The sequence below is a fragment of the Streptomyces sp. BK208 genome, assembly GCF_004364245.1.
Taxonomy (GTDB): domain Bacteria; phylum Actinomycetota; class Actinomycetes; order Streptomycetales; family Streptomycetaceae; genus Streptomyces.
Map to the genome: position 1 here is coordinate 461,901 of NZ_SOAV01000001.1, position 13,248 is coordinate 475,148.

Consider the following 13,248-nt stretch of genomic DNA (forward strand, 5'->3'; position numbering starts at 1 on the left):
CCGGGTTCGGGAGCGCACGCATGAGGCACGCACGACGACGCATCGTCCGGCGAGTGGCACGGCTGGCGGCCGTCGGCGGGCTGCTGGTCGGGGGCACGATGGTCACCCGGGCGGTGGCGAGCGAACCCCCGGGCGCCTCCCCCGCGCCGCACACGCTCGCGCAGACCGCGTCCGGCGCCGGAGCGGACCTGGTGGCGCGGCTGGGCACCGACCGTACGGCGGGTCACTGGATCGGCGCCGACGGGCGGCCGGTCGTGGCGGTCACGGACGAGTCCGCGGCGCAGGAGGTGCGGCGGGCGGGCGCCACGGCGAAGACGGTCCCGCGCAGCATGACCGAGTTGAGGTCGGCGGCCTCGACGCTGCGTGCGGCGCCGCGGGTGTCCGGTACGGCATGGGCGCTGGGCTACCGGGCGAACGAGGTGGTGGTGCGCGGTGACCGCACGGTCTCCGGGGCCGACTGGTCGCGGCTGACGGACGTCGCCCGTGGCATCGGCGGGTTCGTCCGCATGGAGCGCACCGAGGGCACCTTCACCACCCGTCTGAACGGTGCGGAGCCGATCCTCTCCACGGCGGGCCGCTGCTCGGCCGGTTTCAACGTGACCGACGGCACCAGCGACTTCATCCTGACCGCGGGGCACTGCGGGCCGACGGGTTCCGTCTGGTTCGGTGCCGGCGGAGACGGACGGCAGGTCGGCACGACGGTCGCCGGCAGCTTCCCCGGGGACGACTTCTCCCTGGTGCGCTACGCGAACGGCAAGGCCGGCGAGGGCGCCGGCGTGGTGGCGGTCGGCGGCGGCAAAGGGGTGGCCGTCACGGGGGTGGGTACACCGGCGATCGGCCAGCGGGTGTTCCGCAGCGGGAGCACCAGTGGACTGCGCGACGGCCGGGTGACGGCGCTGGACGCGACGGTCAACTATCCGGAGGGCACGGTCACCGGCCTCATCCAGACCGACGTGTGCGCCGAACCCGGGGACAGCGGTGGGCCGATGTTCTCCGAGGGGGTCGCGCTGGGCGTGACGTCGGGCGGCAGCGGCGACTGCGCCAAGGGCGGTACGACGTTCTTCCAGCCGCTGCCGGAGGCCATGAAGTCGCTCGGGGTCCGGCTCGTCGTCTCCGGCGGGCCGGGAGGCACCGCGGGCACCTCGGCGACCTCGGCACCGGGTGCGGCGGCGCCGGGTGCGTCGGCAGCGGTGACGGGAGGCGTCTCGGGTCCGCCCCTGCTCGCCCGGCTCACGGACCGCAGGAACGTCGGGCCCGGGCTGCTGGTCGTGGCGGGCAGCCTGGTGGCGCTGGTGGCCACGCGGTGGATCCGTACGGAACGGGACCGCAAGGCCTACCGGCGGCACTACTCGGCGACGTGGGGATGACCGGAGCCGGGACGAGGGCCGGGTCCGTGGTGTGCGGCGGCGGGCCGGGGACGAGGAGCGTGGCCGCGGTCAGGCGGCGTTCACGGGCTCCGGGGCCGCGTGGGCCCACTCCATGACGAGCCGCTGGTACTCCGCACGCTGCTCGACGCTCAGTGTCCCGCCCGACCGGCGCCACAGGGCCCGGATCTCCTCGTTGACCTCGGCAGCCGATCGCTCGGAGGAGGGTTCAACAGTGGTGGACATGCTGTGAAGCATACGGGCCCCGGCGTGAAGACGATGTGAGTAATCGCGAGCCAAACGGACATAACGGACCGTGTCGCTGATCACGTCGATCCCGTCATCTGTCAAGACCTGCGGGCGAGTTCGATCCCACCCGATGTGTCGTGCCGCACACGGCCGGCTCTTCACGAGCGTTCCGCCGCCGAAGGTGAGCACGGGCCGCCGGTACGGGCGCCGCGGCGTGAGCCGGGCGCCCGTGTCCGTCAGGTGCCCGGCTTGCGGCCGTACACGTAGACGTCGTCGCCGTTCTTCAGCAGCGACCAGTACTTCTTGGCGTCGGTCTTCGTCATGTTGACGCAGCCGTGCGAGCCCGGCGGGTTCCACATGCTGACGCCGACGGAGTGGAAGGCCTGGCCGCCGTCGAAGAACTGGCTGTAGGGCATCGCCACGTGGTAGATCGTCGAGACGTGGTCGATGTGGCGCCAGTAGACCTTCTTCAGACCGGTGCGGGTCTCGTAGCCGTTGCGTCCGGTGCGGACCGGGACCGGCCCGTACACCAGCTTCTTGCCGTCCTGGATCCAGCTCAGCTGGAGGCTGAGGTTCACACAGGCGATACGGCCCTTGTTCGTCGGGCACTTGCCGGACTTGTTCGGGTTCTTCCCGACCGCCTTCTGCTTCGTCATGAGATCCATCACCCCCCAGGTGACGGGGCCCGCGTAGCCGGCGTTGGGCTGGATGCCGTGCTTGGTCTGGAAGGCGCGGATGGCCTTGCAGTCGGCGGTGGACTGCTTTCCGTCGGCCGTGCGGCCGAGGAATTTCTCCACCTTCTTCTGGTACGGGCCCGCTTTCGCGGTGCAGCTGCTCGCGGCCTGGGCCGGTGCGGCCGTGAGCGCGAGTGTGAGCGGTGCCACCAGTGCGGTGACGGCGAGTGCGACGGCTCCCCGTCTGCGTGTGTCCCCCATGGCCGGTCATGCCTTTCGCGTCGAGGCGGTGCGCTGGGCGGAAGGTCGCCTTCGTGCGATCCCCGCCTGCTAGACCGCCGTCCGGCCGCAATGGTTGCGCACCGTCGGCCGCCGCGACGAAACAGTGACAAAGGCCACCGGACGCTCCGATCCGTCAGTCCGTGCCGCCCGGCGCTCTCACGGCCTGCCGGAAGCCGGTGTTGACCGCGGTCAGGCCGCCGTCGACCACGAGGGTGGTACCGGTCACCCAGGACGCGTCGTGCGAGGCGAGGAAGGCGACGGCCGCAGCGATGTCCTCGGGCTCGCCGACCCGCCCCAGCGGGTACTGCCCCCGGACCGCCTCCAGGTCCTCGTCCCGCCCCTCCCAGGCCGTGGTGCGCACCGTGCCCGGCGTCACGAGGTTGACCCGTACACCGCGCGGCGCCGCGTGTCCGGCGAGCGTGCGGGTCAGCGAGGCGAGCCCCGCCTTGGCCGCGCTGTAGGCGTGGTTGCCGAAGTCCTGGATGCCGTTGACCGAGCCGATGCTCACGATCGCGCCGCGTCCCGAGGCGGCGAGGTGCGGCAGCGCCGCCCGGCAGCAGCGGTAGGCGCCGGTGAGGGTGACGTCGAGGTCGCGGGCCCAGACCTCGTCGGGCTCGTCCTCGAAGAGCGGGGCGTCGGGCGCGCAGGCGTAGGCGTTGTTGACCAGGACGTCCAGCCCGCCGAAGGTGTCCACGGCGTGCGCCACGGCGGCCTCCACGGACGTGCGGTCCCGCACGTCGCAGGCGAACGCCTCGACGGCGAGGCCTCCTTCGGCCGGATCCGTCATCCGCGCCGCGGCCCCTCGTGCCGCGTCGAGGTCCACGTCGGTCAGCAGCACCCGGGCCCCCTCCGTGGCGAGCCGGTGTGCGACGGCCGCGCCGATGCCCCGGGCGGCGCCCGTCACGAGTGCCGTGCGGTCGGTGAAACGCCTGGTGTCCGTCATGGGAGCGACCGTACTGCCGCGGTGATCGCGGGGGTAGCGTGCGGCCATGTCCGTGTTCCTGCAGCAACTCCCCGCGCTCATAGGTGTCGTGATCGGCGCCCTCGGTTCCTACCTCGCCGTGGTGCGCAGTGACCGTGCCCGGTACGACCGTGAGACGGCGGCCCGCTGGGAGGAGCGCAGGCTCGCGGTGTACGCCGACTACGCGCGGGCCCTGAAATCCTCCGTCACCCTGGCGTACCGCGTCGCCGCACACTTCGGCAACGACCCGCACCCGCACCCGCTGACTCCGCGGGAGGCGGCGCCGTCCCAGGCCGAGGCCGTCGTCGCCCGGGATCCGGCCGGGGAGGCACTGCTCCTGCTGGGCAGCAAGGACGTGGTGGACAGGGCGCGGGTCTGGGTGGTGGCGGTGATGGACATGGAGCGCTTCCTGCGCGAGGAGACCCGCGACCCGGAGGCCTGGCGGACCCTGCTGGAGGAACAGCGCACCGCGCGCGAGGGCTACTACGCGGCGGTGCGCGAGGACCTGGCCCTGCCGCCGGGGCACGGCGCCCGCTGGTCGCTGCCGCCCGTCAGCGGTACCCCGTGACGTCGGCCGGCTTGTCGGGGTCCTGGACCTCGACGAGATAGCGCCAGGCGTCCGGACGGCTGCCGTCGAGGTCGGTGAAGCCGTACTCCTGGGCGAGGGCGCCGCTGGACAGGGACTGCCCGTTGAAGCGTGCCACGGCCGGGTCGGCGGCCAGGGCGGTGACCGCGCGGCCCACGTAGCGGGGTGTCTCGGAGATGGCGAAGTGCGGGACGCGGTCAAGGGCGTCGCGCCAGTTCTCCTCGCGTACGCCGAAGTGGTCGAGCATCATCTCCGAGCGCATCCAGCCGGGGGTCAGCGCGAGCGCCGTGGCGCCGCGCGGTCCCAGTTCGTGACCGAGGGAGAAGGCCATGCGCAGGACGGAGGTCTTGGCGAGGTCGTAGAAGAAGCTGTTGCGGTAGTGGTCGCGGTTGTAGGCGTCGGTGCCGTCGGTGACCTCGACGACCAGTCCGCCCGGACGGCGCAGCAGCAGCGGCAGGGCGTGATGGCTGGTGACGGCGTGGGTCTCGACGGCGAGCCGCAGCAGCCTCAGGCCCTTGTCGAGGTCGTGCTCCCACACCGGGCTGTCCCACTCGAAGAGGTGCTCGCCGCCCCAGATGTCGTTGACCAGGACGTCGAGGCGGGCCTGTTCCCGGGCGATGCGGTCGACGAGGGTGGCGACCTGCGCCGGGTCGAGGTGGTCGGTGGGCACGGCGATGCCGCGGCCGCCGGCATCGGTGACCAGGTCGGCGGTGTCCTCGACGGTCTCGGGGCGGTCGTATTCCGAGCGCCGCGCACGGGTGCTGCGGCCGGTGACGTAGACGGTGGCGCCGGCCGCGCCCAGTTCGACGGCGATGCCCCGTCCCGCGCCGCGGGTCGCCCCGGCGACCAGTGCGACCCTGCCCGCCAGCGGACCCTTCGGTGACCCTGCCATGCCCGGCTCCCGTTCTCTCCTCGGCCCCCGCACGGGATCGGTCCCGTGCGGGCGATGTCGTGTTCGAGGGTGCCCGGGAAGCCGGACATCTTCTGTCACCTTTCACCGCGTGTCCGGGTCGCTCTCGGCGGTGCGCGTCCCGGGCGGGTCAGTGACCGCGGCTGATCCACTCCTCCAGGTGCGGGGCCTCGGCGCCGATGGTCGTGGGATCGCCGTGGCCGGTGCGCACCTGCGTCTCGGGCGGGAGGACGAGCAGCCTGTCGCGGATCGAGTCGATGATGGTCGGGAAGTCGGAGTACGAGCGGCCGGTGGCGCCGGGTCCGCCCTGGAAGAGGGTGTCGCCGGTGAAGACGGTGCCGAGGCCGGGGTCGTGGAGGCACACGGCGCCGGGTGCGTGGCCCGGGGTGTGCAGGACGGTGAGGTCGGCGCCGGCCGCCTCGATGACGAGGCCGTCGGTCAGCCACGCGTCGGGGTTCCGGTCGGGGTGGGTCTGCCGCCACAGGGGCAGGTCGTCGCGGTGCAGCCAGATGGTGGCGCCGGTGCGCTCGGCGAGTGCGGGCGCCGCGTTGACGTGGTCGTTGTGGGCGTGGGTGCACACGATGGCGGTGAGCCGGCGCTCGCCCACCGCTTCGGCGATCGCGTCGGCGTCGTGGGCGGCGTCGATGACGACGACCTCGTGGTCGTCGCCGACGAGCCAGACGTTGTTGTCGACGTCCCAGCTCCCGCCGTCGAGGCTGAACTGGCCCGAGGTGACCAGGCGTTCGATGCGGGGGGCCATCAGAGCACCACCACCGAACGCAGCACGTCGCCGGCGTGCATCCGGTCGAAGGCCTGCTCGACCTCGTCGAGGCGGATGGTCTCGGTGACGAACTTGCCGAGGTCCAGGCGTCCTTGCAGGTGGAGGTCGACGAGCATCGGGAAGTCCCGGGAGGGCAGGCAGTCGCCGTACCAGGACGACTTGAGCGAGCCGCCGCGGCCGAACACGTCCAGGAGCGGCAGCTCCAGCTTCATCTCGGGGGTCGGTACGCCGACGAGGACGACGGTTCCGGCCAGGTCGCGGGCGTAGAAGGCCTGCCGGTAGGTCTCGGGGCGGCCGACGGCCTCGATGACGACGTCGGCGCCGAAACCGCCGGTCAGTTCGCGGATCGCCTCGACGGGGTCGGTCTCGCGGGAGTTGACGGTGTGGGTGGCGCCCATGCCCCGGGCGGTCTCCAGCTTGCGCGCGTCGATGTCCACGGCGATGACCTTCGAGGCGCCCGCCAGGTGCGCCCCGGCGATCGCCGCGTCTCCGACGCCGCCGCAGCCGATGACGGCGACGGTGTCGCCGCGGGTGACGTTGCCGGTGTTGAGGGCGGCGCCGATGCCGGCCATCACGCCGCAGCCCAGCAGCCCCGCCACCTCGGCCGGGACGGCCGGGTCGACCTTGGTGCACTGTCCGGCGGCGACCAGGGTCTTCTCGGCGAAGGCGCCGATGCCGAGGGCCGGGGAGAGTTCCTGGCCGGTCGAGGCCAGGGTCATCTTCTGCTCGGCGTTGTGGGTGTCGAAGCAGTACCAGGGGCGGCCGCGCAGACAGGCCCGGCACGAGCCGCACACGGCACGCCAGTTGAGGATCACGAAGTCGCCCGGGGCGACGTCGGTGACACCGGCGCCGACCGATTCCACGACGCCCGCGGCCTCGTGCCCGAGCAGGAAGGGGTAGTCGTCACTGATGCCGCCCTGCTTGTAGTGCAGGTCGGTGTGGCACACCCCGCAGGCCTGGATCTTGACCACGGCCTCGCCCGGGCCGGGGTCCGGCACGACGATCGTCTCGATCCGCACCGGTTCGTCCTTGCCCGGTGCGATCACGCCGCGTACTTCCTGCGCCATGGTCCTGACCCCTTCCTCGGCCGTCCAGCGTTCCCCCAAACCCTACGCGCAAGTGATCGTGAAGCGGCAGGTGGCGGGGCGGTTCGCGGGGTACGGCAGGCCGCCCGCACGCCGGTGGTCCGTGGGCACGCGCCGGGACCCGGGTGACCGGCGATCCGCTGTACGCGGAGCCGAGGTCACCCGGGTCCCGGCGGCCGGCGGGCGCCGGTGCGGGTCGCCGCAGGCGTCAGCCCAGGGCCGGGACGGCGCCGAAGAGGGGCGCCGCCAGGCCGGTGACCTGCTGGAGCTGTTGCAGGTCGCTCAGCCGGTTGAGCTGCTGCGAGGGGAGCGGCATGCGGGCCCGGTCCTCGGCGGGCATGTCACCGACCGCGAGTGAGTCGAGGGTGTTCGTCACGCTGAGTTTCTCCGTGCCCAGCGGGCCCCCGCCGGCCGCGCTCGCCATCGGGACGGCGAGACCGGTGACACCGGCGGCGAGCCCGACGACGGCGACGATACGTCGTGTTGAGATCATGTGCTGCGCAACTCCGGCGGGCCGGGGGCGGACACGGGCGGGCGGCGCCGGTCACCCGTGTGGACCAGTCCGGGCCGGACGTTGCCCCTGGGGCCGGGAGGGAGGAAGCTCGAAGGAGGAGGGCCGTGACGGCCCGTTTCCGATCCGGGCCGCGGCCTTCGACGTCCGGAGGAGGTCGTCATGAGCACCACGACAGGCCCCGGTTTCGACACCGAAGCACTGCGCCGGGGCATCGAAGGAGAGACGGCGGCACCCCTGCTGTCGCTGTACGCGCGGGACGCGGAGGTCCGTATCGTCGACCGGCACGACCAGCCGAGCCGTCCCAAGGTCCTGCGCGGCCGGGACGAGATCGCCGAGATGCTCGACGACGTCTACAGCCGTGACATGACCCACCGGATGGCGCACTGCGTCGTCCAGGGCGACCAGGTCGCGTTCAGCGAGGAGTGCACCTATCCGGACGGCGTGCGGGTGCTCGCCGAGTCGATGCTGTCGCTGCGGGACGGCGAGATCGTCGAGCAGACCGTCGTCCAGGCCTGGGACGAGTAGCCCGGATCCGCGTCACGGGTGCGGGTTCGGCGTACCGGTCATCTCGGTGGCAGCCGGTGCAGCTCGACGTCCCCGAGCCGGCCGTCGGCGACCGTGGCGGTCAGGTAGGTGCAGTGGGGCTGGCGGCGGCGGTCGGTGGGCGAGCCCGGGTTGAGCAGCCGCAGACCGGTGGCCGCCGTGGTGTCCCAGGGGATGTGGCTGTGCCCGAAGACGAGGACGTCGAGGTCCGGGAAGCGGGCGGCGCAGCGTGCCTCGCGGCCCTGGGCGGCGCCGGTCTCGTGGACGACGCCGAAGCGCAGGCCGCCCAGATCCGCGTACGCCACCTCGGGCAGCCTGGCGCGCAGTGCGGGGCCGTCGTTGTTGCCGTACACCCCGAGGAGCCTGCGGCTGCGGCTCTCCAGCAGGTCGAGGGTGGCCGTGTCGACCCAGTCCCCCGCGTGCAGGACCACGTCCGCGCGCGGGAGCTCCGCCAGCAGCGGCGCCGGCAGTTCCTTCGCCCGCTTGGGCAGGTGGGTGTCGGACGTGATCAGCAGTCGCACGCGTTCCAGCTTAATCGACAGGCAAAACTGTGCAGTCTCAGCTGGACAGTTTTACCTGTCGAATTTACGGTGGTGGTTCCGTACGAGATCCATCTGAGAGGCACCACCCCCATGGCCGTCACCGCCCTCGACCCCCGCACCGCCCTCGTCGTGATCGACCTCCAGGCCGGCATCGTCGCCGCGCCCACCGAGCCCTGGAGCGGCGCAGAGGTCGTCGCCCGCAGCGTCGAACTGGCCGAGGCCTTCCGGGCCCGCGACCTGCCCGTGGTACTGGTCCGGGTCTCCTTCGCCGCCGACGGCGCGGACGCCGTGCCCGGGCGCACCGAGGCAGGAGGCGCCGCCGGCCCGCGGCCGGAGGGCTGGGACGTCATCGTCGACGAGCTGTCCGGGCACCCCGGTGACCTCACCGTCACCAAGCGCAACTGGGGCGCCTTCCACGGCACCGGCCTCGACGTCCAGCTGCGTCGCCGCGGTGTCACGCAGATCGTGCTGTCCGGCATCGCCACCAGCATCGGCGTGGAGTCCACCGCCCGCGCCGCCCACGAGCACGGTTACCACGTCACGCTCGCCACCGACGCCATGAGCGACATGAGCGCCGAGGCACACCGGGGCAGCGTCGAGCGGATCTTCCCGCGGCTGGGCGAGACCGGCACGACGCGGGAGATCCTCGACCTGCTCGCCAAGACGCACGGCTGACGATCCGGGCGCGACGGTCAGCCCGCGTCGGTGCGCCGCTTGAGCGGCTCCCACCAGGACCGGTTGTCCCGGTACCAGGCGACGGTCTCGGCCAGCCCGGCCGCGAAGTCGCGCCGGGGGCGGTAGCCCAGCTCCTCGCGGGCCTTGCTCCAGTCGACCGAGTAGCGCAGGTCGTGCCCCTTGCGGTCCTCGACGTGCACGACCCGCTCCGGGCCCGCGCCGCAGGCGTCGAGGAGCAGGGCGGTGAGGTCGCGGTTGCTCAGTTCCGTGCCCCCGCCGATGTTGTAGACCTCGCCCGCCCGGCCCCCGGTCCGGACGAGGTCGACGCCCTGGCAGTGGTCGTCGACGTGCAGCCAGTCGCGCACGTGACGGCCGTCCCCGTAGAGCGGGACCCGGCGGCCGTCGAGAAGACGGGTGACGAAGAGCGGCACGAGTTTTTCGGGGAACTGGTGCGGCCCGTAGTTGTTGGAGCACCGGGTCACGCGCACGTCGAGGCCGTGCGTGCGGTGGTACGACAGGGCCAGCAGGTCGCCCGACGCCTTCGACGCGGAGTACGGCGAGCTCGGCCGCAGCGGATGCTCCTCGGTCGCCGAGCCGGACCCCACGGAGCCGTAGACCTCGTCGGTCGAGACGTGCACGAACGGCCCGACGCCGTGGCGCACGGCCGCGTCCAGCAGGTTCTGGGTGCCGACGACGTTGGTGAGGACGAAGTCGGACGCGGCGTGGATCGAGCGGTCCACGTGGGACTCGGCGGCGAAGTGCACCACCTGGTCGGCCTCGGACACCAGCTTGTCGACGAGCGCCGCGTCGCGGATGTCGCCGTGCACGAACTCCAGGCGCGGATGGCCGAGTTCGAGGTTGGCCGTCGTTCCGGCGTAGGTCAGCGCGTCCAGCACCGTGATCCTCGGCGTCCCGGGGCCGTCGGAGGCGAGGAGCCCGCGCACGTACCGGGAGCCGATGAATCCGGCGGCGCCGGTGACCAGGATGTTCATGGAAGGTTCCGTGCCTTGCTGCGGTCGGGGGCGGTGCGTGCCGACGCTACCCGCGCTCCCCGCGCCCGGCGCGACCGGCCCCGGAACGCGCACCGCGCCGGCAACGAGGCCGGCGCGCTGGGCGGTGTCACCACCCTCGGGGCTCGCTCAGTCCTCGCCCCGGACTATGTTCGACTCCTGGCCCGCTTGCGGTGCGCGGGGGGCCGCGCCGTCCTCGACGGCGGGTACGCAGGTACGCATCGCGTCTCTGCTCCGCAGGCGGCGGGCCTTCGACCAGCCGGTCTCCAGCCTGCGGACGGCGGGTTCGCCGCTGGTGTCCGTGGTCACGAATATCATCTTCCTTCTGGTTCCGCGGCTGACGCGCCCGGGCTTCGACGTCGTCGTCCTGGCCCCGGTGCGCTCGCCGCTGCGGGTCCCCTCGCGGGGCGCGGCCAAACACCGGTCCCCTGCGAGCTGTCGCGCTCACGGGCGGGACCGTGGCCGGGCGCTCAGACGCCGCGCACCGGGATCTCGCTCCAGACCTGCTTGCCTCCGCTGACCGGCAGCGTCCCCCAGGTCGCCGACATCGCCTCGACGAGGAGGATGCCGCGCCCGCCCGTGGCCTCCCAGCCGATACTGGTCGGCTTGACGGGCGTGCGCGGCGAGGCGTCGGCGACCGCGACGCGCAGGCGCCCGCCGATCAGGGTGAGGTCGAGGCGCACCTTGCCGTCGGTGTGCACCAGGGCGTTGGTGACCAGCTCGGAGACGATCAGCAGCACACCCTCGATGTCGTCGTCGGGTACGCCCCAGGAGCGCAGGGTGCGCCGGGTGAAGCGGCGGGCGTGCCGCACGGCCTCGGGCAGCCGCCACACCGACCAGCTCTCCCGCAGCGGACGCAGGGACATCCCGTCGTAGCGCACCAGCAGCAGGGCGACGTCGTCGTTGCGGCGGGCGTTCCCGAGCAGGGCGTCGGCGACGAGCCCGAGGTGGGCGGGGGCGGACACGGCCAGCGCGTGGGCGAACCGGTCCATGCCCTCGTCGATGTCGGACTCCGGCGACTCCACGAGACCGTCCGTGGTCAGGGCGATCAGCGTGCCGGGCCGCAGCCGCAGCGGGCTCATCGGGAAGTCGGCCTGTGTCACCACGCCGAGCGGCGGGCCGCCCTCCACCTCCGCGATCTCCGTACTGCCGTCGGGGTGGCGCAGCACCGGCGGCAGGTGCCCGGCCCGCACGCACCAGGCGGAGCCCTCCTCCATGTCGAGGTCGACGTAGACGCAGGTGGCGAAGAGGTCGGTCTCCATGCCCGTCAGCAGCCGGTTGGCGTGGGACACCACGACGTCCGGCGGGTGGCCCTCGACGGCGTAGGCGCGCAGGGCCGTGCGCATCTGGCCCATCAGGGTGGCCGCGCCGGCGCTGTGGCCCTGGACGTCGCCGATGACGAGGGCGACGTGGTGGTCGGGCAGCGGGATCACGTCGTACCAGTCGCCGCCCAGCTCCAGTCCCGCCGTGCTGGGCAGGTAGCGGGCGACGGCGACCGCGCCGGGCAGCTTCGGCAGCCGGCGCGGCAGCAGCTGGCGCTGGAGCATGCCGACCAGTTCGTGCTCGGCGTCGAAGGCGTGGGCGCGCATCAGGGCCTGCCCGGCGAGCCCCGCGGAGGCGGTGAGCAGGGCGCGCTCGTCGGGACCGAAGTCGTGCGGGGCGTCCCAGCCGATCAGGCAGGCTCCGGCCATGCGGCCGCCCGCGGGCAACGGCAGTACGGCCAGGCCGCCGGGGCCGACGTCGGCGAGGGCGGGCTCCAGGTCGCCGGTGCCCGCGGGCCAGATCCGGGCGCGTCCCTCGCGCAGCGCGGCGGCCAGGGTGGGCATGGCCCGTACCGGCGCGTCCGGCCACTCGGTGCGCCACTCCAGCCGCCACAGCTCGGGCCAGGACTCGGGCTCCGGCGGATCGAGGACGGTGACGACGAGCCGGTCGTTCTCCACCTCGGCCAGCGCGATCCGGTCGGCGCGCAGCGGTCTGCGCAGGGCGGCGACGACGGCCTGACTGACGTCGCGGACGGTCCCGGCGGTGGCGAGCGCGGCGGCGAGGCGCTGGACGCGGGCGACGTCGGTGACGTCCGGGCGCAGGGTGGAGGCGTCGGCGACGGTGCCGACCAGGCGGGCGGGCCGGCCGTCGCCGCCGGGCAGCAGGCGCCCGCTGAGCCGGAGCCACTTCGGCGGGCCGGTGGGCTGCAGCACCCGGAACTCCAGCTCGCGTTCGCCGATGCTCATGTGGTCGGACTCGGTCACCGACATCAGCGACGGCAGGTCCTCCGGCACGGTGAGCCCGAGCAGCGTCTCGACCTTGCCGTCGAACTCGCCGGGGGCGAGGCCGAACAGGCGCAGGATGTCGTCCCCCACCTCGGCCCGGCCGGTGTCCATGGCCAGGGTGAAGGCGTCCGGCTGGAGCGGACCGGCCTCGGCGGGCTCGGCCGCCTCGGCGGGAGCGGGGCAGGTCAGGGCCTCGGCGATCAGGGCCAGGCACGCGCGGTCGTCGGCGTCGAACCCGTCCGGGCGCTCGGTCAGGGCGAGGAGACAGCCGCCGCCGTCCCCGCCCACGGGCAGGACGGCCAGCGAGAAACCGCTCGACGGCACGTGCCGCGACTCCGCCGATCCGGCGAACTCCTCCGGCCCGATCCACACCGTCTCACCGGCGCGGTGTGCGTCGGCGACCGGGGAGCCGCCGTCCGCGGGATAGCTGTCGCGCACGCCGTACAGGGTGCGCGGCACACCGGCGGACTCGACCAGGCAGAGCAGCTCACGGTCGTCGCCCGGCGTGTAGAGGGCGGCGAGGGAGGCGCCCGCGAAGACCAGCGCCTGTTCGAGGATCCCGCGTGACCGTTCCTTCGGCCGCGGACCGGCCGCGATCGCCTTCAGGGCGCCCTCGGCACGCAGCGTCCTCGGTCCGCGTTCCGCAGCGCCCTCTTCGACCACGTCGCCATTACAGCGCTTATGGGGCATCTGCGCAGCCCCTGCGGATGGAGTACCGGTGATCAGGAGCGCGCGGGGGCGCGGGGAGGCTCTTCGCGCCGCCGTGCGGAGCCGGTGCTCCCGTCGGCTGCGGAAGGGGGACACG

The 13,248-nt window shown here is 73.3% G+C and carries 15 protein-coding genes; 4 read left to right on the forward strand and 11 right to left on the reverse strand.

The window, feature by feature from the left end; genetic code table 11:
* The first annotated feature begins 20 nt into the window (after positions 1-20).
* Positions 21-1,367 carry a S1 family peptidase gene (locus EV562_RS02180; protein WP_133884903.1) on the forward strand — a complete coding sequence of 449 codons (1,347 nt, stop codon included), beginning with the start codon at positions 21-23 and terminating at the stop codon, positions 1,365-1,367.
* Between the two features lie 69 nt (positions 1,368-1,436).
* On the opposite strand, the gene EV562_RS02185 is transcribed toward EV562_RS02180, so the two are convergent.
* The 3 genes from EV562_RS02185 to EV562_RS02195 all read right to left on the reverse strand — a co-directional run bounded on the left by EV562_RS02185 (position 1,437) and on the right by EV562_RS02195 (position 3,512).
* Positions 1,437-1,622 carry a hypothetical protein gene (locus tag EV562_RS02185; RefSeq protein ID WP_133884904.1) on the reverse strand — a complete coding sequence of 62 codons (186 nt, stop codon included), beginning with the start codon at positions 1,620-1,622 and terminating at the stop codon, positions 1,437-1,439.
* Between the two features lie 227 nt (positions 1,623-1,849).
* Positions 1,850-2,548, reverse strand: coding sequence for a L,D-transpeptidase family protein (locus EV562_RS02190; protein WP_133884905.1), 699 nt, complete (start codon positions 2,546-2,548; stop codon positions 1,850-1,852).
* Positions 2,549-2,702: 154 nt separating this feature from the next.
* A complete protein-coding gene (locus EV562_RS02195; protein WP_133884906.1) occupies positions 2,703-3,512 on the reverse strand; it encodes an SDR family NAD(P)-dependent oxidoreductase in 810 nt (269 codons plus the stop codon).
* 46 nt (positions 3,513-3,558) lie between these two features.
* Between EV562_RS02195 and EV562_RS02200 the strand changes: the two genes are divergently transcribed.
* Positions 3,559-4,098 carry a hypothetical protein gene (locus EV562_RS02200; RefSeq protein ID WP_133884907.1) on the forward strand — a complete coding sequence of 180 codons (540 nt, stop codon included), beginning with the start codon at positions 3,559-3,561 and terminating at the stop codon, positions 4,096-4,098.
* Here the strand turns inward: EV562_RS02200 and EV562_RS02205 are convergent.
* The 4 genes from EV562_RS02205 to EV562_RS02220 form a co-directional block, all read right to left on the reverse strand.
* Complete coding sequence (locus tag EV562_RS02205) at positions 4,082-5,008, reverse strand: SDR family oxidoreductase (RefSeq protein ID WP_133884908.1); 927 nt, start codon at positions 5,006-5,008, stop codon at positions 4,082-4,084. The genes EV562_RS02200 and EV562_RS02205 overlap by 17 nt on opposite strands.
* Before the next feature lie 148 nt (positions 5,009-5,156).
* Complete coding sequence (locus EV562_RS02210) at positions 5,157-5,786, reverse strand: MBL fold metallo-hydrolase (RefSeq protein ID WP_133884909.1); 630 nt, start codon at positions 5,784-5,786, stop codon at positions 5,157-5,159.
* Complete coding sequence (locus EV562_RS02215) at positions 5,786-6,874, reverse strand: S-(hydroxymethyl)mycothiol dehydrogenase (RefSeq protein ID WP_133884910.1); 1,089 nt, start codon at positions 6,872-6,874, stop codon at positions 5,786-5,788. The genes EV562_RS02210 and EV562_RS02215 overlap by 1 nt, the downstream gene beginning before the upstream one ends.
* Before the next feature lie 226 nt (positions 6,875-7,100).
* Positions 7,101-7,385 (reverse strand): hypothetical protein, encoded by a 285-nt coding sequence (locus EV562_RS02220; protein ID WP_133884911.1) that lies wholly within the window; start codon positions 7,383-7,385, stop codon positions 7,101-7,103.
* Positions 7,386-7,565: 180 nt separating this feature from the next.
* On the opposite strand from EV562_RS02220, the gene EV562_RS02225 reads away from it, so the two are divergent.
* Complete coding sequence (locus tag EV562_RS02225) at positions 7,566-7,931, forward strand: nuclear transport factor 2 family protein (RefSeq protein ID WP_133884912.1); 366 nt, start codon at positions 7,566-7,568, stop codon at positions 7,929-7,931.
* Between the two features lie 38 nt (positions 7,932-7,969).
* On the opposite strand, the gene EV562_RS02230 is transcribed toward EV562_RS02225, so the two are convergent.
* Positions 7,970-8,470, reverse strand: coding sequence for a metallophosphoesterase (locus EV562_RS02230; protein ID WP_133884913.1), 501 nt, complete (start codon positions 8,468-8,470; stop codon positions 7,970-7,972).
* Positions 8,471-8,581: 111 nt separating this feature from the next.
* Between EV562_RS02230 and EV562_RS02235 the strand changes: the two genes are divergently transcribed.
* Positions 8,582-9,166 (forward strand): hydrolase, encoded by a 585-nt coding sequence (locus tag EV562_RS02235; protein WP_133884914.1) that lies wholly within the window; start codon positions 8,582-8,584, stop codon positions 9,164-9,166.
* Positions 9,167-9,183: 17 nt separating this feature from the next.
* On the opposite strand, the gene rfbB is transcribed toward EV562_RS02235, so the two are convergent.
* From rfbB to EV562_RS02250, 3 genes are all read right to left on the reverse strand, one after another.
* Positions 9,184-10,158 (reverse strand): dTDP-glucose 4,6-dehydratase, encoded by a 975-nt coding sequence (gene rfbB, locus EV562_RS02240; protein WP_133884915.1) that lies wholly within the window; start codon positions 10,156-10,158, stop codon positions 9,184-9,186.
* Between the two features lie 147 nt (positions 10,159-10,305).
* Positions 10,306-10,485 carry a hypothetical protein gene (locus tag EV562_RS02245; RefSeq protein ID WP_133884916.1) on the reverse strand — a complete coding sequence of 60 codons (180 nt, stop codon included), beginning with the start codon at positions 10,483-10,485 and terminating at the stop codon, positions 10,306-10,308.
* Between the two features lie 161 nt (positions 10,486-10,646).
* On the reverse strand, positions 10,647-13,133 hold the full coding sequence (locus EV562_RS02250; protein WP_133884917.1) for a SpoIIE family protein phosphatase: 2,487 nt from the start codon (positions 13,131-13,133) through the stop codon (positions 10,647-10,649).
* Between the last annotated feature and the right edge of the window lie 115 nt (positions 13,134-13,248).

Excerpts from the sequence above, each read along its gene's own strand:
- EV562_RS02180 (WP_133884903.1), top strand. The coding sequence starts at position 21 with ATGAGGCACGCACGACGACGCATCGTCCGGCGAGTGGCACGGCTGGCG.
- EV562_RS02220 (WP_133884911.1), bottom strand. The coding sequence starts at position 7,385 with ATGATCTCAACACGACGTATCGTCGCCGTCGTCGGGCTCGCCGCCGGT.
- EV562_RS02190 (WP_133884905.1), bottom strand. The coding sequence starts at position 2,548 with ATGGGGGACACACGCAGACGGGGAGCCGTCGCACTCGCCGTCACCGCA.
- EV562_RS02200 (WP_133884907.1), top strand. The coding sequence starts at position 3,559 with ATGTCCGTGTTCCTGCAGCAACTCCCCGCGCTCATAGGTGTCGTGATC.
- EV562_RS02205 (WP_133884908.1), bottom strand. The coding sequence starts at position 5,008 with ATGGCAGGGTCACCGAAGGGTCCGCTGGCGGGCAGGGTCGCACTGGTC.
- EV562_RS02225 (WP_133884912.1), top strand. The coding sequence starts at position 7,566 with ATGAGCACCACGACAGGCCCCGGTTTCGACACCGAAGCACTGCGCCGG.
- rfbB (WP_133884915.1), bottom strand. The coding sequence starts at position 10,158 with ATGAACATCCTGGTCACCGGCGCCGCCGGATTCATCGGCTCCCGGTAC.
- EV562_RS02185 (WP_133884904.1), bottom strand. The coding sequence starts at position 1,622 with ATGCTTCACAGCATGTCCACCACTGTTGAACCCTCCTCCGAGCGATCG.
- EV562_RS02250 (WP_133884917.1), bottom strand. The coding sequence starts at position 13,133 with ATGCCCCATAAGCGCTGTAATGGCGACGTGGTCGAAGAGGGCGCTGCG.
- EV562_RS02235 (WP_133884914.1), top strand. The coding sequence starts at position 8,582 with ATGGCCGTCACCGCCCTCGACCCCCGCACCGCCCTCGTCGTGATCGAC.
- EV562_RS02215 (WP_133884910.1), bottom strand. The coding sequence starts at position 6,874 with ATGGCGCAGGAAGTACGCGGCGTGATCGCACCGGGCAAGGACGAACCG.
- EV562_RS02195 (WP_133884906.1), bottom strand. The coding sequence starts at position 3,512 with ATGACGGACACCAGGCGTTTCACCGACCGCACGGCACTCGTGACGGGC.
- EV562_RS02210 (WP_133884909.1), bottom strand. The coding sequence starts at position 5,786 with ATGGCCCCCCGCATCGAACGCCTGGTCACCTCGGGCCAGTTCAGCCTC.